This is a genomic window from Sinomonas halotolerans (assembly GCF_039615075.1).
Taxonomy (GTDB): domain Bacteria; phylum Actinomycetota; class Actinomycetes; order Actinomycetales; family Micrococcaceae; genus Sinomonas; species Sinomonas halotolerans.
Window position 1 is genome coordinate 52,220 of sequence record NZ_JBDFRB010000015.1, and the last position, 23,721, is coordinate 75,940.

At 70.1% G+C, this 23,721-nt stretch carries 20 protein-coding genes; 12 read left to right on the forward strand and 8 right to left on the reverse strand.

The annotated features are described in order from the left end of the window. Nucleotides 1-77 precede the first annotated feature (77 nt). From ABCQ75_RS13910 to ABCQ75_RS13945, 8 genes are all read left to right on the forward strand, one after another. Complete coding sequence (locus ABCQ75_RS13910; RefSeq protein WP_345886097.1) at nt 78-1,571, forward strand: iron-containing alcohol dehydrogenase; 1,494 nt, start codon at nt 78-80, stop codon at nt 1,569-1,571. A gap of 5 nt (nt 1,572-1,576) precedes the next feature. After that, complete coding sequence (locus ABCQ75_RS13915) at nt 1,577-3,085, forward strand: xylulokinase (RefSeq protein ID WP_345886098.1); 1,509 nt, start codon at nt 1,577-1,579, stop codon at nt 3,083-3,085. After that, nucleotides 3,082-3,924 carry an HAD-IIA family hydrolase gene (locus tag ABCQ75_RS13920; RefSeq protein ID WP_345886099.1) on the forward strand — a complete coding sequence of 281 codons (843 nt, stop codon included), beginning with the start codon at nt 3,082-3,084 and terminating at the stop codon, nt 3,922-3,924. Before ABCQ75_RS13915 ends, ABCQ75_RS13920 begins: the two co-directional genes overlap by 4 nt. 124 nt (nt 3,925-4,048) lie before the next feature. Further along, nucleotides 4,049-5,038, forward strand: a complete 990-nt coding sequence (locus tag ABCQ75_RS13925; RefSeq protein ID WP_345886100.1) for a thiamine pyrophosphate-dependent dehydrogenase E1 component subunit alpha — start codon at nt 4,049-4,051, stop codon at nt 5,036-5,038. Continuing rightward, on the forward strand, nt 5,035-6,081 hold the full coding sequence (locus ABCQ75_RS13930) for an alpha-ketoacid dehydrogenase subunit beta (RefSeq protein WP_345886101.1): 1,047 nt from the start codon (nt 5,035-5,037) through the stop codon (nt 6,079-6,081). Before ABCQ75_RS13925 ends, ABCQ75_RS13930 begins: the two co-directional genes overlap by 4 nt. 50 nt (nt 6,082-6,131) lie before the next feature. Then, complete coding sequence (locus ABCQ75_RS13935) at nt 6,132-6,374, forward strand: lipoyl domain-containing protein (RefSeq protein ID WP_345886102.1); 243 nt, start codon at nt 6,132-6,134, stop codon at nt 6,372-6,374. Nucleotides 6,375-6,401: 27 nt separating this feature from the next. Further along, entirely contained in the window at nt 6,402-7,265 is an 864-nt protein-coding gene (locus tag ABCQ75_RS13940) for a class II fructose-bisphosphate aldolase (protein ID WP_345886103.1), read from the forward strand. 23 nt (nt 7,266-7,288) lie between these two features. Further along, the gene (locus tag ABCQ75_RS13945; RefSeq protein ID WP_345886104.1) at nt 7,289-7,960 is read left to right on the forward strand and encodes a 2-oxo acid dehydrogenase subunit E2; all 672 of its coding nucleotides are present in this window, start codon (nt 7,289-7,291) and stop codon (nt 7,958-7,960) included. Between the two features lie 205 nt (nt 7,961-8,165). On the opposite strand, the gene pepD is transcribed toward ABCQ75_RS13945, so the two are convergent. From pepD to ABCQ75_RS13985, 8 genes are all read right to left on the reverse strand, one after another. Then, nucleotides 8,166-9,629, reverse strand: a complete 1,464-nt coding sequence (gene pepD, locus ABCQ75_RS13950; RefSeq protein WP_345886105.1) for a beta-Ala-His dipeptidase — start codon at nt 9,627-9,629, stop codon at nt 8,166-8,168. 56 nt (nt 9,630-9,685) lie between these two features. After that, nucleotides 9,686-10,705 carry an ABC transporter permease gene (locus ABCQ75_RS13955; RefSeq protein ID WP_345886106.1) on the reverse strand — a complete coding sequence of 340 codons (1,020 nt, stop codon included), beginning with the start codon at nt 10,703-10,705 and terminating at the stop codon, nt 9,686-9,688. A gap of 3 nt (nt 10,706-10,708) precedes the next feature. Then, on the reverse strand, nt 10,709-12,259 hold the full coding sequence (locus ABCQ75_RS13960; protein WP_345886107.1) for a sugar ABC transporter ATP-binding protein: 1,551 nt from the start codon (nt 12,257-12,259) through the stop codon (nt 10,709-10,711). Continuing rightward, complete coding sequence (locus tag ABCQ75_RS13965; RefSeq protein WP_345886109.1) at nt 12,256-13,287, reverse strand: ABC transporter permease; 1,032 nt, start codon at nt 13,285-13,287, stop codon at nt 12,256-12,258. Before ABCQ75_RS13965 ends, ABCQ75_RS13960 begins: the two co-directional genes overlap by 4 nt. An 85-nt stretch (nt 13,288-13,372) precedes the next feature. Next, complete coding sequence (locus tag ABCQ75_RS13970) at nt 13,373-14,497, reverse strand: sugar ABC transporter substrate-binding protein (RefSeq protein WP_345886110.1); 1,125 nt, start codon at nt 14,495-14,497, stop codon at nt 13,373-13,375. Between the two features lie 220 nt (nt 14,498-14,717). Then, nucleotides 14,718-15,962: an epoxide hydrolase family protein gene (locus ABCQ75_RS13975; protein WP_345886111.1), complete on the reverse strand. Its 1,245-nt coding sequence runs from the start codon at nt 15,960-15,962 to the stop codon at nt 14,718-14,720. A gap of 74 nt (nt 15,963-16,036) precedes the next feature. Continuing rightward, nucleotides 16,037-16,984: a beta-keto acid cleavage family enzyme gene (locus ABCQ75_RS13980; RefSeq protein WP_345886112.1), complete on the reverse strand. Its 948-nt coding sequence runs from the start codon at nt 16,982-16,984 to the stop codon at nt 16,037-16,039. 93 nt (nt 16,985-17,077) lie between these two features. Then, nucleotides 17,078-18,082 carry a sugar-binding transcriptional regulator gene (locus ABCQ75_RS13985; RefSeq protein ID WP_345886114.1) on the reverse strand — a complete coding sequence of 335 codons (1,005 nt, stop codon included), beginning with the start codon at nt 18,080-18,082 and terminating at the stop codon, nt 17,078-17,080. 181 nt (nt 18,083-18,263) lie between these two features. Here ABCQ75_RS13985 and glpD point away from each other — a divergent pair, with 181 nt between their 5' ends. The 4 genes from glpD to ABCQ75_RS14005 form a co-directional block, all read left to right on the forward strand. Continuing rightward, on the forward strand, nt 18,264-19,904 hold the full coding sequence (glpD, locus tag ABCQ75_RS13990) for a glycerol-3-phosphate dehydrogenase (protein WP_345886116.1): 1,641 nt from the start codon (nt 18,264-18,266) through the stop codon (nt 19,902-19,904). Further along, nucleotides 19,901-21,412, forward strand: a complete 1,512-nt coding sequence (locus tag ABCQ75_RS13995; protein ID WP_345886117.1) for an FGGY family carbohydrate kinase — start codon at nt 19,901-19,903, stop codon at nt 21,410-21,412. The genes glpD and ABCQ75_RS13995 overlap by 4 nt, the downstream gene beginning before the upstream one ends. A gap of 53 nt (nt 21,413-21,465) precedes the next feature. Then, nucleotides 21,466-22,275, forward strand: coding sequence for a lipoyl protein ligase domain-containing protein (locus tag ABCQ75_RS14000; protein ID WP_345886118.1), 810 nt, complete (start codon nt 21,466-21,468; stop codon nt 22,273-22,275). A 9-nt stretch (nt 22,276-22,284) separates the two neighbouring features. Continuing rightward, a partial coding sequence (locus ABCQ75_RS14005; RefSeq protein ID WP_427916109.1) for a glycerol-3-phosphate dehydrogenase/oxidase occupies nt 22,285-23,721 on the forward strand: 1,437 nt, incomplete at its 3' end.

A 23,721-nucleotide genomic window follows, 5' to 3' on the forward strand; every position in this document is an offset into this window, starting at 1 on the left:
CGCACCTGACCCGGCCCGCCCATGGCGGCGAGCCCTGCGCCGTCGGCATCTCCCCGGCGGCACGAGAGAGGACCCCCATGCCCGCGAACGCCTACGCCGTCGAGCCGATCGAGGCCCTGATCAGCGACGCCGACCCGGACGGCACCCTCGCCCCCTGCGGGCTCCGACGGCTCGTGATCGGCCCCGAGGCGCTCGCCGCCGTGACCGCGACGGTGGACGAGCTGCTCGGCCAGAGCCGTCAGGACGCCACCCGGCCGAGCGTCCTGCTCCTCGTCGACCGCACGCTGATCTCGCGCCGCGGCGAGGACGTCAAGGCCCTCGTGGAGACGCGGCTGGCGGAGCGCTTCGACGTCGTCCGCACGGTGCTCGACGATGGGCACGCGGAGCTGCACGTCGTGGACAGCGTCATGGACGAGGCGGCGCGCGCCGCCGAGGGCCGTGCCGCTGTCGTCGCGGTCGGCGGCGGGACCATCAGCGACATCGCGAAGGTGGCCGTCCAGCGGGCGGGGGAGGGCGCTGTGCCTCCGGTGCTGGTCACGGTGCAGACCGCGGCCTCGGTGGACGGGTTCACGGACGACGTCTCCGTGGTGCTGCGCGACGGCGTCAAGCGCACCGTGCCCTCGTGCTGGCCTGACGCCGTGGTCGCGGACACGGGCGTGATCGCCGAGGCGCCGGACTCCATGAACCGGGCGGGCTTCGGGGAGATGACGTCGATGCTCGTCGCGCCGGCGGACTGGCGCCTCGCCTCCCTTGTGGGGACGGACACGACCTTCAAGCCCAACGCCGTGCGCCTGCTCGGCACGGTCGGCGAAGACCTCGAGAGCTGGGCGCCCGGCGTCCGCGAGGGCGAGGCCGGTGCCGTCGCCTCGCTCGCGCGGGCCCTCGCCCTCCGCGGCATCGTGACCGGGGTCGCGGGCACCACCGCGGTGCTCTCCGGCGTCGAGCACCTCATCAGCCACATGCTGGACCAGTACCACACCGAGAACGGCCTTCCCATGGGCCTCCACGGCGCCCAGGTGGGCGCTGGGGCGGTCATCGCCGCGAGCGCGTGGGAGATGCTGTTCGACCGCCTGGACGGGGGCGCCGCCCCGCAGCTCTCCGAGGCCGCCCTGGACCGGGACGAGGCCCGGCGGCGCGTGCTGGCCGCATTCGAGCGCGTGGACCCGAGCCTCCGCGTCGCCGACGAGTGCTGGAAGGACTACTCGGCCAAGCTCGCAGCGATCGAGGCGAACCGGGACCGCGTCCAGGCCCTCGTCGAGGGCTGGGCCGAGCACCGGGAAGAGCTCCGAGGCCTCCTGCGCCCGGCGGCGTCCATCGCGCGGGCGCTGCGCGACGCCGGCTCCGCGGCGACCCCGGCGGACCTCGACCCGAGCGTGGACTCCGGCCTCGCCCGCTGGGCCGTCGAGAACTGCGCGCTCATGCGCAACCGCTTCACCGTCGTCGACCTCCTGACCGTCCTGGGGTGGTGGACGCCCGCCGACGTCGATGAAGTCCTTGGCCGGGCTGCGGGGGCCGCCCGCGCCGCGAGCGCCGCACAGGCGGTTCCCGCAGCCGAGAGCAGGAAGGACTGAAGGACATGCGACGCGACTACGTGATCGGCGTCGACTGCTCCACCACGGCCGCGAAGGCGGTCGTGTGGGACGCACGCGGCGAGGTCCTCTCGCAGGCCCGCTGCGCGTTCGACCTGAGCCAGCCCCGCCCGGGCTGGGGCGAGCAGAACGCCGAGGATTGGTGGAGCGCCTCCGCCGACGCCATCCGCCGGGCCGCGCAGACCGTTGACGCCTCGCGGATCGGCGCCATCTGCATCACCCACCAGCGCGAGAGCTTCGTGTGCCTCGACGACGCCGGCACGCCCCTGCGCCCGGCCATGCTGTGGCTCGACACGCGTGCCACCGACGAGGTGCAGCGGCACGGGACCGACGAGGTCCACCGGATCACGGGCAAGCCCGCCAATCCGACCCCTGCCTGGTACAAGCTCCACTGGCTCGCGCAGAACGAGCCGGACACCATCGCGCGCCTCGGCAAGGTCGTGGACGTGCACGGCTTCCTCGTCCACCGGCTCACGGGCACGTGGCTCACCTCGTGGGCCTCGGCAGACCCGCTCGGGCTCGTGGACATGTCCACCTTCGACTACGACGACGGCCTCCTCGCCGCCGTCGGCCTCGAGCGCGGGAACCTCAGCGAGCTGCGCGCGCCGGGGAGCGTGCTGGGCCATCTGACCGACGACGCCGCAGCGCGCCTCGGGCTCCCGGCGGCGGTCGCCGTCGTGGCCGGGGCGGGAGATGGGCAGTGCGCGCAGCTCGGCGCCGGTGCGACGACCGGGGGCCGCGCCTACCTCAACCTCGGCAGCGGGATCGTCTCCGGCACGTTCTCGGCCCACTACTCCCATGCCCGGGAGTACCGCACCCTCTCGGCCGCGGTCCCCGGCGCCTACACGCTCGAGACGTTCATCGGCGGCGGCACGATCAACCTGACCTGGTTCGTCGAGAGGTTCTCCGGGATCGACTCCAAGGCCCTCGGCCTCGGGCTGAGCCCCGAGCAGGTCCTCGAGACCGCCGCGGCCAACCTGCCGCCGGGCTCGGACGGCCTGCTGGCGCTCCCGTACTGGACGGGCGCGCTCACACCGTACTGGGACCACAACGCGCGCGGCATGCTCGTGGGCCTCACTGGGGTGCACGGCAAGGCGCATGTGTACCGGGCCCTGCTCGAGGGCCTCGCCTTCGAGCAGCGGCTCCTGACCACCGGCGCGGAGACGGCGCTGTCCGAGCCCGTGGCCGAGGTCGTGGCGCTGGGCGGCGGGTCGCGGAGCCCGGTGTGGTGCCAGATCATCGCGGACGTCATGCAGCGCAGCGTCTCCGTGGTGCGCGAGCCCGAGAGCACGTGCCTCGGGGCCGGCATGCTGGCCGCGGCCGCCGTCGGGATCCACGAGTCGATCCCCTCCGCGGCGAAGGCCATGAGCGGCACGGGCGTCTCCTATGAGCCCGGTGCCGCCGCTGCAGCCTACGAGCGGCTCTACGACGTCTACAGGGACATCTACCCGGCCAACCGTGCCGTGTTCGCCAAGCTTGCGGAGGCAGTCCGATGACCAGTGCAGCCCTCGATTCCCTGATCTCCAGGCCCCTCCGGGCCTACGACGGCTACCTCTTCGACCTCGACGGCACGGTGTACCTCGGCAACGAGCTCCTGCCCGGGGCGTACGAGCTCATCACAGGGCTCCGCCGCGAGGGCAGGGAGACGCTCTTCCTCTCCAACAACCCCACGCGTGACCCCCAGATGTACGCGGACAAGCTCACGGGCCTCGGGCTGCCGACCTCGCCGGACCGCGTGGTCAACCCGGTGGTGACGATGTCCGCGTGGCTGAGCAGGGAGATGCCGGGCGCCTCGGTGTTCGTCATCGGCGAGGAGCCGCTGCGCCGCGCCATCCTGGACGCGGGGCTGAGGCTGAGCGAGGACCCGCGGGAGATCGACGTCGTCGTGGCCAGCTACGACCGCGGCTTCGACTACCGGAAGCTGCAGATCGCCTTCGACGCACTCTGGCAGCACCGGCGTGCGAGGCTCGTCGCCACCAACCCGGACGCCTACTGCCCGATGCCCGAGGGGCGCGGGGAGCCGGACGCCGCCGCGGTGATCGCGGCGATCGAGGCGAGCACCGGCGTGACCTGCGAGGTGAACGTGGGCAAGCCGTCCGCGCTCATGCTGCGGACGGCGCTGGACCTCCTCGGCCTGCCCGGGGAGTCCTGCCTCATGGTCGGCGACCGCCTGCACACGGACATCGCGATGGCGGCGGACGCCGGCATCGACTCCGCCCTCGTCCTCACCGGCGAGAGCACGGCCGAGATGGCTGCGCTCCTGCCGCCAGAGCGGCAGCCCACGTTCGTGCTCCCGCGGATCGACGCGCTCCTGGAGCCCTTCGCGGGCACCTGAGACGCCCCCGCGGGGCCTCGGCGCGGAAGACGGCCGGTAACCCCTTGCCAGTCTTCTGCACCCACCGATAGAATTTGAATTCAGGACCTGAATATTTACTCAGGCACTCAGTCAGAGAAGAGGCATGATGGATCTTTCATCGCAGACACTGCTGGAGATGCAGCGCCGCATGCTGCGGATCCGGCGCTTCGACGAGCGGGCATCGCGGATGGTCAAGCGCGGCCAGATCCCGGGCACGGTGCACACGAGCATCGGCCAGGAGGCGCAGGTCGTGGGGGCGTGCATGGCGCTGGGCGACGGGGACTACATGTCCGGCAACCACCGCAGCCACGGCCACCCCATCGGGAAGGGCTCGCCGCTGGGCCCGCTCATGGCCGAGCTTGTGGGCAAGGCCACGGGGGTGTGCCAGGGCAAGGGCGGCTCGCTGCACCTGGCGGACTTCGCGGTGGGCAGCCTGGGCGAGTCCGGGATCGTGGGCTCCTCGATCCCGATCGCGACCGGTGCGGCGCTGTCGAGCAAGGTCCTGGGCAACGGCAAGGTCTCCCTGGCGTTCTTCGGCGACGGCGCGGCGAACCAGGGCTGCCTCTACGAGGCGATGAACATCTCCGGAGTGTGGGACCTGCCGGTGGTGTTCCTGTGCGAGAACAACCAGTACGCGCTCTCGACCCCGGCCCACACGGTCACCTCCGGGGTGATCGCCGAGCGCGCGGCCGGATTCGGGATGCCGGGCGTGCGGGTCGAGGACGGCCAGGACGTCCTCGCGGTGTTCGAGGCCGTGACGGAGGCTGTGGAGCGTGCCCGCCGCGGCGACGGCCCGTCCCTGGTGGAGGTGGTCACGTACCGCTTCAACGAGCACTCCGAGGGCCTGCGCCTGGGCACGGACTACCGCGACGCCGAGGAGAAGGCCGCGTGGGTCGAGCGCGACCCGATCGTCCTGTTCCGCCAGTACCTCGAGCGCGAGGGCATCGCCACCGCGGAGGAGCTGGACGCACTCGAGGCCGAGGTCATGGCCGAGGTCGACGAGGCCGTGCGCTTCACCGACGAGAGCCCGTACCCCGACCCGAGTGTCGCCTTCAAAGACCTCTACACCGAGCCGATCGGAGCGATCGCATGACTGTCATGAGCTATCTCGGCGCGATCGGCGCCGCCCAGCGCGAGGCCATGGAGGCCGACGAGCGGGTCGTCATCATCGGCGAGGACGTCGAGGCCAACGTGTACGGCACCACCGGTGCCGGCAAGTCGCGCAAGGACAAGGGCGACTTCCTGGAGATGTTCGGGGCCAACCGCATCCGCAACACCCCGATCTCCGAGGAGGTCATCGTCGGCGCCGCGATCGGTGCGGCGATGACGGGGCTGCGCCCCATCGTGGACCTCTCGTACTCGAGCTTCCTGTACATGGCAATGGACCAGTTCGTGAACCAGGCCGCCAAGAACCGGTACATGTTCGGCGGGCAGGCGTCCATCCCGGTGGTCTTCCGCTCGGCCATGTTCTACGGGCTCAACACCGGCGCGCACCACTCGGACCGGCCGTACCCGATGTTCATGAACGTTCCGGGGCTGAAGATCATCGTCCCGTCCAACCCGTACGACGCCAAGGGCCTGCTCCGCACCGCCGTCGACACCGATGACCCGGTCCTGACCTTCGAGGCCTGCACGCTGTGGGGCAGCAAGGGCGAGGTCCCCGAGGAGGAGTACCGGATCCCGTTCGGCCAGGCCAATGTGGCGAGGTCCGGCGACGACGTGACCGTCGTGGCGATCTCCTCTGCCGTCCCGGAGGCCCTGGCCGCGGCCGAGGCCCTGGCCGGCGAGGGCGTCTCAGTGGAGGTCATCGACCCGCGCACCCTCGTGCCGTTCGACTCCGAGGCCGTCATCCGCTCCGTCCAGCGCACCGGCCGGCTCGTGGTCGCCGACCCTGCCCACCGCACCTGCTCGGCCGCCGCGGAGATCTCGGCCATCGTCGCCGAGGAGGCCTTCGAGTCGCTCAAGGCCCCGATCGTGCGCGTGACCACCCCGGACACGCAGATTCCGTTCAGCCCGGCCCTGGAGAAGCAGCTCTACCCGAACCGGGCCAAGATCGAGGACGCCATCCGCAGGGTCACCGGCCTCATGGCGGGAAGCCTCACCGGCGAGCTCGCCTCCCCGGCCCCGCGCGTCTGACCCACCCAAACACCCAGAACACCCAGAACACCAATCCAAGGAGAGAAACCATGGCACGAGTCGAGGTCCTGCTGCCCCAGTGGGGCATGGGCATGAGCGAGGGCACCCTGGCCACCTGGCTCAAGAACGTCGGGGACGCCGTCACCGAGGACGAGCCCTTGGCCGAGGTCGAGGCAGAGAAGGTCGAGGAGACCCTCGAGTCCCCCGCCACCGGCGTCCTGTCCGAGATCGTCGTCCCCGAAGGCACAACGGTCGAGGTCCGCACCGTGCTGGCCTACATCGAGACCGCCTGAGAGACCAGAGGGCGAAGGGAGAGGGCCATGCCACAGGTTGATCCGCGTCGGATTGTCCAGGATGCGGTCGAGGGCGGCTACGCCGTCGGCGCATTCAACATGCACAACGAGGAGACCACCGAGGCACTGGTGCGCGCCGCCGAGCGCGCCCAGTCGCCGGTCTTCCTCCAGGTGGGGCGCGCCATCGTCCCGCACATGGGCCTGAAGAAGGCCTATGAGATGACGAAGCGCATTGCCGAGGAGTCCGAGGCGGAGTACGTCATCCACCTCGACCACGGTCCATGGGACGAGGTCTTCGAGGCGATTAAGCTCGGCTTCACGTCGATCATGTACGACGGCGCGCACCTGCCCTTCGAGGAGAACATCCGCACGACCCGCAAGGTCGTCGAGGTGGCGCACTCGTTCGGCATCCCCGTGGAGGCCGAGCTCGGCAAGATCCCGGACGCCGACCAGCAGGTGGACTGGTCCTCCTACTACACGAACGTGGCCGAGGCGGAGCGCTTCGTGGCCGAGACCGGCGTCGACTTCCTTGCCATCTCCGTGGGGATCGTCCATGGCGTGCCGATGACCACGGCCCAGCCGCTGGACATCCAGCGCGTCAAGGAGATCGAGGCCGCGGTGGGCATCCCCCTCGTGCTGCACGGGGCCTCCGGCGTCCCGGACGCAGAGATCCGTGCCGCGATGGCCGCGGGGGTACACAAGTTCAACGCGGACACAGACCTGCGGCTCGCATTCCGCTCCGGCATCGAGGCCGTGTGGTCGCAGGGCGACCGCCAGCTCGAGGACGCCATGGCGGAGGGCCGGGAACGGATGATCAAGGCGACCATCGAGAAGATGGAGCTGTACGGCTGCGCCGGCAAGGCCTCCCTGGCTTCCCGGGTGGGCCAGTGACCGCAGTGGAGCGCGAGGATGCCGTGACGACTCCCCTCAAGGGGATCCGCCGCACGGCCGCGCGCCGGATGGTCTCCGCGTGGCAGGCGCCCGTGTTCCACCTCTCGACCGACGTGGACATGGGCGCCGCTCTGGCGGTGAAGGGAACGTTTCCCGGAGCGACCGTGACGGACGGCATCCTCGCGGCCTGTGCGCAGGCGCTCGCGCTGCACCCGGCCATCAACGCGCACTACGGCGACGAGGCGGTGACCACGTTCGGGCAGGTCAACCTCGGCCTCGCCGTGGACACTCCCGCCGGGCTCATGGTCCCGGTGATCAAGGACGCCGCGGGCCTGGACATCCCCGGCCTCGCGGCGGCCCGCAAGGACCTCGCGCAGCGAGCCCGCGAGGGCGCGCTCTCGATGGCCGACGTCACCGAGGGGACTTTCACCGTCTCCAACCTCGGCATGATGGGCATCGACGGCTTCGACGCGATCCTCAACGTCCCCCAGGTGGCGATCCTCGCCGTCGGCGCGACGCGCGAGGAGTACGTCCGCGCGGATCCCGGCTCCGGTGGGGAAGCGGGGACGGCGGCCGACGGCGGCACCTGGCGTCCGCGGGCACGGCTGACCCTCACGTGCGACCACCGCGCGGTGGACGGGGCGACGGGCGCGCGCTTCCTTGCGAGCGTCAAGGAGTTCCTCGAGGCCGTCTAGCGGCGAATGGCGGCATGCCGCGACAGAACCAAGGGCCTGGGCCCGGTCTTCGGACCGGGCCCAGGCCCTTTCTCTTGTGGTGATGGTGTGGAGGCGGTAGCCCTTCGCGGCCTGGTCATCGGGTGCCACAAAGAGAAGCTCCCCTGCCGGCGGCCGGTTTCCCGGGCCACCAGCAGGGGAGCGGTGCCTGCGGCTGTGGGGGGGGTCAGCGCAGGCGGCTGACGACCTCCTTGACGAGCGGCCAGACCCTCGCCACGGAGGTGTGGTTGACCGACTCCTTCGGGGAGTGGAGGTCATGGAGCTCCGTGCCGATGGAGATGATGTCCAGGCCGGGGAGCTTGTTGCTGAACATGCCGAGCTCGAGACTGCACTGCGAGACGTGGACCTCGGCCTCTGTCCCCATGACGTCCTGGTAGGCGGCGCGGGCGGTCGCGAGCAGCTCGGACTCGGGGCGGTAGGGGAACTCCGGCGCGTCGAGCCCGTAGGCCTCGACGCTGATGTCCCCGCCCGCGAGGGCGGCAAGGGAGCGGATGCGGTCGAAGATCTCGTGCTTGCGGGACGTCACGGCGGCCGTGATGGTGGACATCAGGCGGGCGCCCTCGTCGGTGGTGCGGATGGTCCCCAGATTGTTCGAGCTCTCCACGATGCCCGGGACGGTGAGGCTCCAGCTCAGCACGCCATTGGGGATGAGGGAGGTGAGCCGCGAGAGGCGCGCTGCCGCCTTAGTCGAGAAGACGCGTGCGGGCAGCCCGGCGTCGACGAACTCGACCCGGAGGTTCGGGTCGGAGAGCCGGTACTCGGCGCGCAGGGTCTCTTCGAGCTCCGAGACGGTGGCGGCCGCGGCGTCGACATCCTCCGGGCGGAAGACGAGGGTGGCCTCGGCGTCGGCCGGGATCGCGTTGTTCTGCGCCCCGCCGTGCGGGTTTGCCACGCGCACGTCCGCGGTGGAGCCGAGGGTGTTGAGTGCGCGGGCCAGGAGGAGGACGGCGTTGGCGCGCTCGAGGTGGATGTCGAACTCGCAGTGGCCGCCGGAGAGGCCGCGGATCTTCAGCTGCCGGGCCGCGGTGTGTGTGGCAGGGACATCCTCCCATTCGGCGGGGATGTCCACGGTGAGCGTGATGTCGCCGCTGCAGCCGGCCAGGATCTCCTTGTCGGTGATCCAGTTGAAGTCGATCATCCGCTTGCCCGTGAGCCGGGAGGTGTCGAAGCCGGCCGCGCCGACCTTGCCCTTCTCCTCCATGGCGGTCAAGACCGCTTCGAGTGGCGGGTGCGGGATGTCCTTCGAGTCGAGCAGCGCGAGGATATAGGAGACACCGATCCCGTTGTCCGCGCCGAGCGAGGTGCCGTCCGCGGTGATGAAGTCACCCTCGACGAGGAGCTTGATCGGGTCGCGCTCGAAGTCGTGCACCACGCCGTCGTCCTTCTCGCAGACCATGTCGAGGTGACCGTGGAGGATGAGCGGCGGCGCGTCCTCGAGGCCCAGCTGGCCGGGCTTCTTCACGAGGACGCAGTGCAGGTCGTCCTGCGTGGCCTCGAGGCCGCGGTCCTGGGCGAAGCTGACAACCCAGTCGGCGACTTCCTTCTCGTTGCAGGACCCCCGTGGGATGCCGGCGAGGGTCTCGAAGAAGGAGAGGACCTCCTGCGGCTGGAGGGACTTCAGAACGGACATGGGGTTTCTCTTTTCGTGCTGTGACCCGGTGGGTCAGACGGGGAGGGAAGGTGCGGCTACTTGACCACTTCGCCCCTGCTGCGGCTCATTGTCAATGCCACGGCGGCGATGATGACGAGTCCGTAGACGAGGCTCTGCGCCTGGGGCGTGACGCCCACGGCGGCGGCGCCGATAGGGACGAGGGCGACCGTGAGGGCGCCGAAGACGATGTTGATCGGGTTGGTGGTGCCGCCCGTGATGGCGGTACCGCCCACGATCGCGGCTGCAATGCCGGGCAGCAGGAGGTCGCTTCCGAGGCCGAAGGACGAGGCGGCCCCGGCCTGCGCGATCACGAGGATCCCGGCGACGCCGGCGAGGAGGCCCGAGAGGGCGAAGGCGACGACCTTGAGCCACCGGGTCTGGAGGCCCGAGAAGAGGGCGCCCGTCTCGTTGAGGCCGACGGCGGTCATCCCCTCGCCTGCCTTCGTGAACCGGAGCATGGCCCAGAGTGACGCCGCGAGGACCACGCCGACCCAGAACGCCATGGGCAGCCCGGCGAGTGCCGTGCCGAAGAGGGGGGCGAGGAGCTGGGTGTTCGCGGTCGCGTACACGGTGGTCGCATTGCTCACCACGAGCGACGCGGCCTGGAGGATGCCCAGCGTGCCGAGCGTGAGCGCGAACGAGGGGATCTGGCCGAAGGCGACGAGGAAGCCGTTGGCCGCGCCGATGAGCGTCACGAGCGCGATCGTCACGACCGGTGCCGCAGGGCCGAGGGGCCCGAGGGTCTGTGCGAGGATGATGGCCGCGAAGATCACGATCGCCGCGTTGGACAGGTCGATCGAGCCGACGTGGAGCACCATGGCCTGGCCGAGCGCGACGAGGAGGATCGGGGCTGCCTGCACTGTCAGGATCGCGAGGCCGCCGCCGGTGAGGAACGCCGGCCGGAGGACCGCCACGAGGACGAACAGGGCCAGGAACACGGCGAACGGGCCCGCGGTGTACCAGAGGTTGCGCGGCCGCCGGAGGCCGGGCTTGTTCTTCGGTGCCTCGGCAGCGGGCAGCGAGGCCGGCTGCTCGAGGAGTGCCTTCTTGGACATGGATCACACCATCTTTTCGAGCAGGTCGAGTGAGGTCGGGGCAACGACGGAGAGGTCGAAGCGAGCGGTGATCTCGCCGTCGCGCATGACGAGGATCTCGTCTGCCATCTCGAGGGCCTCCTCGAGCGTGTCGGGCAGCAGGATCACGGCGGCGCCGCCCTCCTGCGCGGCCCGGATCTGGTCGTTGACCGTCTGGGACGCGCCGGGGTCCAGGCCGCGGAGGGGATGGTCGAGGATGATGACGCTGAGCTCCTCGGCGCGCAGCCACTTGGCCATGACGACCTTCTGCTGGTTGCCGCCGGAGAAGCGCCCGAGGGGCAGGTGCGGGTCTCGGGGGCGCACGTCGAGGCGCTCGAACCACTCCTCCGCGGCCTTCACACGTGCCCTGCGCCGCAGGAACGGGCCACGGGCCGCCTCCCGGGGGTGCACGAGCGTGAGGTTCTCGGCCGCGCTGAGGCCACCGACCATGCCCTCGACCTTCCGCTCCGAGGGGATGTAGGCGAGGCCCTTGCGGACCGCCTTGCGCATCGACCACCCCTGGACGGGGCGGCCGGCGACCTCGAGGGTGCCGGAGTCGAACGGCTCGGCCCCGAAGAGGGCGCGGCAGACGGACTCGCGGCCCGAGCCCATGGCGCCCACGATCGCGAGCGAGCGGCCGGCCGAGACGGAGAAGGAGACGTCCTTGAAGTGGCCCCTGTGCCCCAGGCCGCGGACCTCGACGGCGGGCGTCTCGCCCGCCGCGCTGCCGGCACGGCGGACGCGTGCGCGGGACTCCTGGCCGATCATGAGACGGAAGAGGTCGTCTTCGGTGACCTCCTCGCGGCGCACATCCGCCACGACCTCGCCGTGGCGCATGACGACGACGCGGTCGCAGATCCTGAGCACCTCGTCGAGGCGGTGGGAGACGAAGAGGACGGAGCCGATCTCGCGCAGGGAGCGGATCTCCCGCTCGAGGATCGCGGTCTCGTTGCGCTCGAGCACCGAGGTCGGCTCGTCGAGGATCACGAGCGGGGCCGCGTGGACGGCCTCGTCGACCCGGAGCGCCCGGGCGATCTCGACCATCTGGCGGTCGACGAACGAGAGGTCGCCCACCTTGGTGCGAGGGTCGATCGTGGACCCCACGCGCGCGAGGATCTCGGCGGCCTCGGCGTTGAGCCGCTTCCAGCGGTAGAACCCGCCGCGGGTCGCGGCGTCCTTGGACGAGAGGGCGTTCATGGCGATGTTCTCGGCGACTGAGAGGTTGGACAGCAGCGACTGCTCCTGGTGCACGACGCCGATGCCCGCCGCGACCGCGTCCTGCGGCTTCCGGAACCTCACCGGGCGGCCAGCGGCCTCGATGACGCCGGAGTCGGGCTGGTAGAGGCCCGTGAGGATCTTCAGGAGGGTGGACTTGCCGGCGCCGTTCTCACCGATGAGCCCGACCACCTCGTGGCGGGGGATCTCCAGGGAGACGTTCTTGACGGCGTGCGTGGAGCCGAACGACTTCGAGACGTTGGCCAGCCTCAGGGCTGGTGTTTCGACGCCGGTGCGGGGCGCGAGGGAGGCGTTGCTCATTTCACGATCCTCAGTCTGCTGCGGTGCGGCCAGGAGGCCACGAGGACGGCCACGATCAGGACGGTTCCGGAGACCGCGGTCTGGATGTTCGGGCTGACACCGCTGAGGATGAGCCCGTTGTTCAGGACGGTGAGCATGAGCACACCGATCGCAGTGCGCAGGATCCCGCCCTTGCCGCCGCCGAGCGACGTCCCGCCGATCACGACCGCGGCGATCGTCACGAAGAGGGTGCCCACGCCCACGGTGGCAGATCCGGCGCCGAGCTCGAGGCTCGCGAGAACACCCGCCGCCCCGCTGCAGGCGCCCGCGACCACGAACACGTAGACCTTGTAGCGCTGGACGGGGATGCCGTTGCCCTGCGAGATCTCCTCGCTGTCCCCGATCGCGTAGGCGAAGCGTCCCAGTCGGGTGAAGCGCGTCACGAAGATCCCCGCAAGGATGAAGACCGCGGCGAGGAGGAAGGAGTTGGGGAGGCCGAAGGTGAGGGTCGAGGGCCAGCCCTTGATGCCGCCGTCGGGCAGGAAGGGGATGGCCCTGTCGCCGAAGAGCACGGTCGCGATGCCGAGGCCGACGAACCAGACGCCGAGGGTGACGATGAACGAGGGCACTCTCAGGCGAGTGTGGATGAGACCGCTCATGAGGCCGAGGGCCACGCCGACCGCGATTCCGGCCACGATCGCCCACGGGCCGAAGTCCGTGCTTCCGCGGCTGTTGGCCGTCATGAGCACGAAGGTCATCCCTGCCGCGCCCATGACGCCCTCGACCGAGAGGTCGATCGAGCCGGTCAGGATGACCAGGGTGGCGCCGACGCCGACGATCAGCGGGATGGACGAGTGGTCCAGGATGGTCCGCACGTTCTCCGGCGTCAGGAACGTCGTGGGGTTCAGGGCCGCGAAGACGGCGATCAGTCCGACCAGGGCAAGCACTTCGCCCAGGTTCTTGGCGTCGAACCGTCGGCGGGTCCGGTGCGGTGGCTGTGATGGGGCGGGGGCTTCGAGGAGGCCCGCCCCGGTGTCCTTGTCTGTCATTGCTCTCACCTGTCGTGGTTGCTGCGGAGGGGGGCGGCCCCGAGCCTGCGTGCGCTGTGCCCGGAGCCGCCTGCCTGCCGATCCGTCAGGGCAGCTTCTCCGGGCCGCCCGAGACCAGCGGGACCGGCTCGGTGTCCCACGGGCCCTTCTCGATGAGGGTGTCCATCCACCCGTCGATGTCGCCGTCGTACTTCGTGTGGTCGGCGAGGTTGTCCGGGGTGACGCAGCTCAGCTTGAAGAGGCTGTTGCGCTTCTCCTTGGGCAGCTCGGAGGGCTTGATCTCGCCGGTGGCGGCCAGGTACGAGGTGTAGAGGCCGATCGCGGCGGCCATGAAGCCGCGGTGGAACGTCTCGCCGGCGATCGCGCCGCCGCCCATCTTCGACTTCATCATGTCGATGACCGGCGGGTAGAGGCCGTCGGAGGCGAACTTGACGTCGTTGATCCGGCCCGCGTCCTTCACGGCCTGGACGGCGCCGATGATCATGCCGTCGTCAGCGGCCCAGATGCCGTCGATCTTGTCCCCGTACTTGGCGAGGAGGTTCTGGGTCTCCTTGAGGCCGAGCTGCGGGTCCCAGTTGGCGGGGCGGGTGTCGAGCAGGTTCACGTCCGGGTACGCCTTGAGCGCGTCCTTGAGGCCGGCCACGCGGGTCTGGCTCGTGGTGCTGTCGAGCACGCCCGCGAGGGCCACGATGTTGCCCTTGCCGCCGATGCTGTCCGCGAGGGCCTTCGCCGTGCACTGGCCGCTCTCGACGCCGGAGTGCTTCTGGAAGGCCACGAAGTTGTCGCCCTGGTCCCAGGGCTCGAAGTTGTCCGGCTTGTTCCACCAGACGGTCACGTAGCCGCCGGCGGCCTTCACGGCGTTGACGATGGGCGGGGCATCCGAGCTCGCGACCGTGTTGACCATGAGGGCGACCTTCTTGCCCTGGGCCAGGATGGCCTGGATCTTGGAGATCTCCGTCTGGGAGCTCCCCTCGGAGTCCACGATCTCGAGCGGGACGTCGAGCTTCTTCGAGAGCGCCTTCGCACCCTCGATCATCGACGCCATGTAGGGGTTGGTGGTGTTGATCACCGAGGCGACGAGGACGATGTCCTTCTTGTCGATGGGCTGCTGCGCCGTAGTCGCCGTGGACGAGCAGGCCGTCATGGCCATGAGCGCCGCGGCGAGCCCTGCGGCTGCCAGCCGCCGGCGTACCGAACGGAATGGGGACATCGAAGACTCCTTTGTGAATGACGACCCGTGGGGGGAAAGGCTGTCGGCTGCAGTGCGGCATATATATTCAGCTACTGCATTACCATGTCGTTTGAGTGTGCTGTACGTCACGCGAGGCTGTCAAGGGTTGCGCGGATCACGGTGCGGACACGGCTGAGGGGAAGCCTGCAGACGCAGGCTTCCCCTCAGATGGGACAGCAGATAGACCCGGTCGGACGGGTCAGCGGAACGCGCGGAAGAAGGTCTGGACGTCGTCGACGTAGACGTCGGGCACCTCCAGGGGCGCGAAATGGCCGCCGTCCTTGTGCACACGGTACTGCTGCAGGTTGAAGTACTTCTCGGTCCAGGTCCGAGGCGGCTTGTAGATCTCGCCCGGGTAGATGCTCACGGCCGTGGGTGCCCCCACCACCGGGAACCGGTCGTGCGAAGGCTTCCATGGGTTCCCGCGGCACTCCCAGTAGTAGCGTGACGACGTGCCGCCGGTGCCTGTGAGGAAGTAGACGGCCGCGGTGGTCACGAGGTCCTCCTTGGGCCACACGCGCTCGAAGGCCTCGGTTCCTACCCCGCGTTCCTCGAGGCCCCAGAAGTAGCGCTTCTCGGTGATCCAGGCCAGCTGTCCGGCCGGCGAGTCGGTGACCAGTGCGGCCAGCGTCTGCGGTTTGGTGAGCTGGATCTCGCCGTACCCGCTCTCGTTCTCGACGAAGAGCTTGCCGCGCTCGAACCAGCCCTTCTCCTCCACGGGGTCGTACTCGCTAGCTGCCGGAAGGCCGAGGACCGGGTCGTACTCCACCCCCGGAGGGGCGTCCGGGTGCTCGAAGAGGTAGTGGCTCATCTGCGCCGGGAAGTGGGTGTAGATCCCGTAGACGTCGTGCTCGTACTTGTGGCCGTGCTGCTGGGTCACGAGCGCGCCCCAGTCCCCGCCCGCCACGGCGTACTTCTCGTAGCCGAGCACCTTCTTCATGAGGGTGTTCTCGAGGTCCGCCGTACGCCACCAGTTCCAGCCGGTCTCGGTCAGGGGAGAGGAGAACCCGTAGCCGGGGAGCGAGATGAGGACGACGTCGAAGGCATCGGCCGGGTCACCGCCGTAGCTCGCGGGGTCGGTCAGCGGCCCGATCACCTTGCGGACGTCCCAGAAGGTCCAGGGCCAGCCGTGGTGGAGCAGGAGCGGCATCGGGTTGGGCCCCTTGCCCTTGACGTGGATGAAGTGCAGGGGGACGCCCATGAGGTCGACCTTGAAGTGCGGCAGCTCGTTCATCCGCCGCTCGACGTCACGCCAGTCGTACTCCTCGAGCCAATAGCGCACCATCTCGCGGTGGTAGGCGCCGTTGTAGCCGTAGCGCCAGTCGTCGTTGCCGAAGTCCTGCGGGAAGCGGGTGCGGCGGAGCCGCTCGTGCATGTCCTCGAGGTCCTCGTCGGGGATCGAGATGGTGAAGGGAGTGACCTCGCCTTCCTTGTGCGCAGCCATGGCGCCTCCTCATTGAGTGTGGATGGTTTCGGGATGCGTGCTCAGGGGTGATGCGTGCTCAAGGGGTTTCGTCCTCAGACGATGTTGTAGAGGGCGCGCGCCTCTTCGTGGGTAGCGATGGGCCGGCCGACCTCGCGGGCGATCTCCTGGGCCTGCTGGAGGAGCTCGAGGTTGGTGGGGTTGCGGGCCGGGTCGTAGAACAGCTCGAGGCCGGTCTTGATGTGCCCGCCGAGCTCGATCGCCCTGCGCAGGAGTGCGGTGTCGTCGAATGCCCCCTGTCCCCAGATCGAGATGTACCAGGGGTGCTTGACCTTGGCCTCCTCGATCATCGAGAGGTAGTAGTAGAGGCTCTCGAGGCTGGGCTTCATGCCGTTCGTGCCGATCGGGTCCATCGCCGTGAGGCCGTAGTCGCCAATGAGGTAGAAGTCCCACATGGAGCCCTTGGTGGAGAGCCCACGGTTGACGTAGTGCATGGCGTGGCGCAGGTGGCCCGGCTCGTAGACGCCGAACACCATGGCCAGGTCGCGCTCGCGGAACATCTTGACCTGGCTCGCCACGCGCTGGTAGTTGAACCCGAACTCGGGCCCCGAGAGGTAGCCCTCCTCATCCTCCTCGACGGCGAAGAGGGTGAGGCCGGTGTCGACGCAGCCGATCCGCACCTTGCCGCCCTCGTACAGGTACGGCACGTGCTCGAGGCCGTTCTCGTGCGGCAGCAGGCGCAGGTTGTTGCAGGTGGTGGGGTACCAGGTGATGTCGGGGTGCTTCTCGAGGACGCGCTCCCACGTGCGCATGTAGTCCTTGTAGGCGTTCTCGCCGAGCAGGTCGAAGCTCGTGTTGTGGGCGTGGATCGCGCCGGCCCCGGCCTCCCAGCAGCGGATCGCGTCCTCCGCGATCTCCTCGTAGGTGGTGGGGGTGTTGGGATTCATCTCTTTGGTGCGCACGCCGTTGATGTGCGATTCGATGACCACGGGATAGTCCCAGGTCGGCTTCATGTCGGCGTACTTGTCGAGAGCGGTGGCCACGGGCGACTCCTTGAATCATTATGCGTGTGCGCAATCAATATGCAGACGATAATGCGACGCGGATCACACGTTGTCAAGGAGTCGCCCGAGGCGTCAGGCCTTGGCCTTTCCGGCCGCCGCAGCGGGTGCCTTGGCGGTCGAGGGGGGATTGGCGGCCAGGAACTCGGCCGTGGCCGCGTCCGTGACGAGGGTGTCGACCCATCCGCCCGCGGCGGCGGCCCTGATCGCCTCGTGCTTGCGCCTGCCTCCTGCCACTGCCCAGCGGTGGCGGGCCTTCTTGAGCTGCTCGAGCGTCACGCCGGCGACGAGGTCGTCGAGCTCCGACTCGATGGGGCGGCCCTCCGCGTCGATGAAGTGGAGGCAGACCTCGCCCACGGCGCCTAGCTCTCGGGCGTAGGCGAACTGCTCGTCCGTGAAGATGTTGTCCCCCGAGCGCAGGTCCGGGTCCACCTCGCAGGCTCCGATGCCGACGAGGGCGAGGTCGATCGAGTCCAGCATCTCGAGCGCCTTCCGGGCGTACGGGTCCCGCTGGAGGAGCAGGTCCCTGATCTCCTGGCTCGGAACCACCCCGGGGATCCGGAGGAAGACAGGCTGCGCTCCGGTGAGGGCGGCGAACTGCTGCGTGGCGCGGGCGCCCTCATGCTGGACCTCGGGCGGGCCCAGATCGCCCAGCGTCTCGACGACGTACTGCCCCCGGGTCCGCAGCGGCAGGAGGGTGTCGATCATCTTCCTCAAGGTCTTGCTCCACGAGGTGAAGGCGATCGTGGGCGCCTCGAAGGCGAGGTCGTAGAGGAGCGAGGCCATCGTGTGGGCCAGGTCCTTGGTGAGCTCCGCCTCGTCCTCGCTGACGGTGTCGACGACGTGGACCTCGCTGAGCCCGTACAGTTCCTCGATCTTCTCCTCGAGCTCGGCGTGGATGCTCTGCGGTACGGCCACGATCGTCCTGACGATCGAGGCCTCCTCGGCCTGGGCCAGCAGCCGGGAGACGCGCGACTGGGAGATCTGGAGCCGCTTGGCGATGTCCGTCTGGCGCACTCCGTGCGTGTGGTAGAGGCGGGCGACCTTGATCATCAGCCTCTGGGTGTCAATGTCGGCCATGGTGCTCCGATCGGGATCGGCCGCCACGGGGGGCGGAAGCGGGGGCGGATCCGAGGGGCCCTCGGGGGCAAGGCAGCCTGTGACCCTTGACACGAAGGGGTGCGGCCACCACACTCGTAATGTCCATGCAGTCCATAAATAAATATTCTAAGCCACGTTCCAGCAGGAAGGAACCCGCAACATGGAGGAGCTGACCGCCCCCTTCGACCTCATCGTCGTGGGTGGAGGAATCAACGGACTCGGGATCGCGCGCGACGCGGCGGTCCGCGGCCTGCGGGTCGTGCTGCTGGAACAGGACGACCTCTGCAGCGGCGTCTCCGCATGGTCGGGCCGCCTGGTCCATGGAGGACTCCGCTACCTCGAGCACCGGGACTTCCCCTTGGTGCGGGAATCGCTGCGCGAGCGCGAGCGCCTGTTCCGGCTCGCGCCGCACCTCGTGAAGCCCCTGCGCCTCATCATGCCAATGTACTCCCACAGCCGGCGCCCCGCATGGCTGATCCGGGTGGGCATGTTCGTCTACGACGCACTGTCCTTCGACAAGAAGACGGAGGGCCACGAGGTCCTCAGCACCCAGGGCACGCTCGAGCGCTTCCCGGGGATCGATCCTGACGGCCTGCGCGGTTCCGTCGTCTTCACCGACGGCCAGGTCGAGTACGCGGAGCGGCTCTGTGCCGAGGTGGCCGTCGCGGCAGCCGGCGCCGGCGCCGTCATCCGCACCAAGGCCAGGGTCGAGGAGCCGGTCTTCGCCGACGGCCGGGTCGCCGGCGTGCGGTACCGCGACGTCCTGACCGACACCATGCACGAGGTGCACGCGCCCGTGGTCCTCAACGTGGCCGGACCGTGGATCGACCGCATCTTCCGCAGCGGGGCGCCGGAGCAGCCACGGCTCAACGGAGGGACGAAGGGGAGCCACCTCATCGTGGACCCGTTCCCTGGCGCGCCGGACGACGTCGTCTACTACGAGTCCAAGAAGGACGGGCGCCTCGTCCTCGTCATCCCGTGGATGGGGCGCTACCTCATCGGAACGACCGACCTGCGCTTCGACGAGGATCCCGGCAACGCGCGCTGCGATGCCGACGAGATGTCCTACCTGCTCGGCGAGGTCAACGAGCTCATTCCGCAGGCGGACCTCACCCCGGACGACGTCCTGTACACGTACTCGGGCGTCCGGCCCCTGCCCTACGCGCCCGGCGTCGCCGAGTGGAAGGTCCCGCGCAGCCACGTCCTCCACGACCACGCCCCGGACCTCCCGGGCCTCGTGACGGTGGTGGGCGGCAAGCTCACCACGTACCGCCAGCTCGCCGAGGACGCGGTCGACGACGTCTTCCGCCGTCTCGGGCGCAAGGCCCCCACGTGCGTCACGGCCAGTCTCCCGCTCCCCGGCGCCGGCGGTGACGCGGCTGCCGCGCGCACGCACCTGCTCGGGCTTGGCCTGTCCGCCCAGAGTGCTGACCGCCTGCTCGCGCTCTACGGGACCAGGGCGCTCGACGTGGTCCAGGAGGCCGCGGAGGACCCGGGGCTCCTGCAGGTCCTGCACCCCGGGACAGGCGCCATCGCGGCGGAGCTGGTCTTCGCCGTCCGCCATGAGTTCGCCCAGACACTCACCGACGTCCTCGCGCGGCGCATGCTGCTGGCCTTCGAGCCGGACCACGGCTCCCCGGTGGCCGCCGAGGCCGCGGCGGTCCTCGGCGCCCGGCTCGGCTGGGACGGGGACCGGCAGCGTGATGAGCTCGCCGGCTATGCGGACTGGCTGACGCGGCTCGCGGTGCCCGGACGGGAGAGCGCCGGCCGGGAGGGATCCCTGAAGGACTCCGTGAGATGACTGCCCGCTATGTGATGGCCCTCGACGAGGGCTCCACGAGCGCCCGGGCGGTGCTCGTGAACCTTGACGGCGAGATCGTGGCCGAGGCGCGCAACCCCGTCACGCCGCTGTTCCCCCGCCCGCGCTGGGTCGAGCTCGACCCGATGGCGCTCTGGGAGGCCCAGCGCAGCAGCATGGAGGCCGCGATGGCCAAGGTCGGCGCCACAACCGACGATCTGGCCGCGATCGGTATCACGACCCACCGCGAGAGCTGCCTGATCTGGGACCGGCGCACCGGCGAGCCGGTCCACCCCGCGCTCATGTGGATGTCGAAGCAGACGGACGGGATCGTGGACGGCTGGCGCCTCGACGGGCTCGACCACGAGTTCCGGAGCCGCACCGGACTCTTCAACGACTCGTTCTTCAGCGCTGCCAAGCTCTTCTGGATCCTCGAGAACGTCCCAGGCGTGCGCGCCCGGGCGGAACGGGGCGAGCTCGCCGCGGGCACTGTGGACACGTGGCTCCTGTGGCAGCTCACCGGAGGGCGCTCGCACTTCACCGACCACAGCGAGGCGTCCCGCACGGCCCTCTTCTCCCTCGAAACACTCGACTGGGACGAGAAGCTCCTCGAGGCCTGCGGCATCCCCTCGCGGCTCCTGCCGCCGGCCCTCGCCTCCGACTCGCACTTCGGCGAGATGCGGCCTGCCGACGTCGGCCTCCCGGGCTCGGCGAGCGTGCCGATCACGGCGATCATGGCGGACCAGCAGGCCGGCATGTTCGGCCAGGCGTGCTTCGGCCCCGGATCGGTGAAGAACACCTACGGCACGGCCGGCGTGCTCACGGCCAACAGCGGCCCCCAGCCGGTCCTCGTGGACGGGCTCACGGCCAGCGTGGGCTGGACGGTCGCCGGCGCCACGGCCTACGAGGCCGAGGGCGTGGTGTTCCACTGCGGCCAGACCCTGCAGTGGATGCGGGAGCGGATGGGCATCCTCAAGCCGGAGGACGAGATCGAGACGGTCGCAAGCCGCGTCGCGGACACCGGCGGCGTCTACATCGTGCCGGCCTTCGCAGGGCTCTGCGCACCGCACTGGTCCCGGGACAGCCGGGCGAGCATCGTCGGGCTGACGCTCGAGAGCGGCTCGGACCACGTCGTCCGCGCGGGAGTCGAGGCGATGGCCTACCAGACCCGTGACAACATCGACGTGCTCTGCGCCGCAGGCACGCCGGTTCCGGAGCTCAAGGTGGACGGCGGCGCCGCGCGCAGCAACCTGCTGTGCCAGTTCCAGGCGGACATCCTCGGCATCCCGGTGCGCCGGCCGGTCGAACTCGAGCGCACGGCGCTCGGGGTGGCCCATCTGGCCGGCATGGGTGTGGGGCTCTGGGACCAGGACGCCCTGACGAGGGGCTGGCGCGTGGACCGCGTGTTCGAGCCGACGATGGCCGAGGACCGGCGCGAGGAGCTCTACGCCGGGTGGCGCGCTGCGGTCAGGAGCGTGACGGGCCAGCACTCCGCGGTCTCCACCCCATGACGGCGGCTGCCTCACCCGGTCCGACGCCGTCGCCGCCGGTGCCGTCGGCCCCGGTGCCGTCGCCGCCAACCGCGGCGCCGTTCGGCTCGGGGCCCGTCGGCCTCGTCCAGGCGGCCGGGGAGCGTCCGGGGGCAGAGGACATGGACCTCGTCCACGAGCGGCTCGCCGCGCTCGGGGCCGGTGGCCTGGGCGAGCTCAACATCGTCCGCCCAGCTTCGACGGCCGCCTTCAGCAGGCTGGACTCCCGCCTGCCCGGGTACGAGGCGGCCCGCGCCGCGCTCGCCGCCCGTGGGTTCGAGCCCATCATCCGTCCTGTGGGCGGCCACCTCGCGGTCTACGGCCCCGGGGACCTCGTCGTCCACCTGTGGGCGCCGCACCCCGATGCCCGGTCCCAGATCCGGGAGCGCTTCATGCTCTTCGGAGAAGCCGTTGCCGGCTCCCTGCGCGAGCTCGGGGTCGACACGAGGATCGGCGCGGTCCCCGGCGAGTACTGCACCGGAGAGTACAGCGTGAACCGCGCCGGCACCGCCAAACTGGCCGGAACGGGCCAGCGGCTCACGAGGCACGGGTACCTGTTCAGCGCCGTGCTCATGGTGGAGCGGGCCGATGCCGCCCGGGCCGCCCTCGAGGAGGCCTACTCGCTGCTCGGCCTCGAGTTCGCGCCCGAGAGCGTGGGCTGCGTTGCGGATGCCGTGCCGGGTGCGACGGCGGACAGCCTCCGCCACACCCTCGCCGCGGCAGTCGGGCGCCTCGTCCCGCTGTCTCCCCGCACTTCCTCCTCATCCGCCCCCTCATCCGCCCTTGCATCCCCTTCTGGTCTTCCGCCCGCATCCACAGCGATCCCCGCATCCGCAATCTCCTAGGAGCATTCCGTGGCCCAGCCGCCCACCGACCGCACGTCCACCCATCCCGGCACCGCAGCCGCGCCGCGCCCAGGCGTCCAGGCCCTGCGCGACCGCCCGCGTGCGCGGGTGCTGGTGGTCGGTGGGGGGATCAATGGGGTGGGGACGTTCCGGGAGCTGGCGCTGCAGGGGGTGGATGTGGTGCTGGTGGAGCGCGGTGACTACTGCCAGGGTGCTTCGGGGGCGTCCTCGCACATGATCCATGGCGGGATCCGGTATCTGGAGAACGGGGAGTTCCGGCTCGTGCACGAGTCGGTGGTCGAGCGGAACAGGCTGCTGCGGATCGCCCCGCACTATGTGAAGCCGCTGCAGACCACGATCCCGGTGTTCTCCACGTTCTCGGGCATCCTGAACGCGCCGCTGCGGTTCCTGACCCACCGCTCGGGCAGGCCGGGCGAGCGCGGGGCGGTGCTGATCAAGATCGGCCTGAGCCTGTACGACCTGTTCTCCCGTCAGGGCGGGTCGGTGCCCCGGCACCGGTTCCTGGGCCGGAGGAAGGCCCTGGCGGAGCTGCCGGCCCTGCGCCCGGATGTGAAGTACACCGCGACGTACTTCGATGCCTCGGTGCACGATCCGGAGCGGCTGACCCTGGACGTGCTGCGCGACGGGCTCGCTGCCGGTGCGCATGCCCGGGCGAGCAACTACGTCTCGGCCGTGGGCATCACCGGGGCGGGCGAGGGCGCGGCGGTGCGGCTGCGCGATGGGCTGACCGGGGAGGAGTTCGACTTCGCCGCGGAGGTGGTGGTGAACACCACCGGGGCGTGGGTCGATGCCACCAACGGCGCCCTCGGGGCACCGACGCGGTTCATGGGCGGGACGAAGGGCTCGCACATCGTGCTGGACCATCCGGAGCTCCTCGCGGCGTGCGCGGGCCGGGAGATCTTCTTCGAGCACAGCGACGGGCGGATCGTGCTGATCTACCCGATCGGGGACCGGGTGCTGGTGGGCACGACGGACATCGACGCCGGGGAGGACCTCGAGCCGGTGTGCACGGATGCGGAGATCGAGTACTTCTTCGACCTCATCCGCCACGTCTTCCCGTCGGTCCGGGTGGGCCGGGAGAGCATCGTCTACACCTTCTCCGGGGTGCGCCCGCTGCCGCGGCATGACGACACCGCCCCGGGGTTCGTCTCGCGGGACTACCGGATCGAGAAGGCCGCGCTGCCGGGCGGGGCGGGCCAGGGGATGCTGAGCCTGGTGGGCGGGAAGTGGACGACCTTCCGGGCCCTGTCCGAGCATCTGGCCGACGAGGTCCTGGCCCTGCTCGGACACGGCCGGTCGGTGGGCACCGGGGAGCTGCCGATCGGCGGCGGCCGCGGCTTCCCCACCGACGAGGAAGGCGTGCAGGCCTGGCTCAAGGCCCACACCGGCCCGGGCATCGACGCCCACCGCGCAGAGATCCTGCTC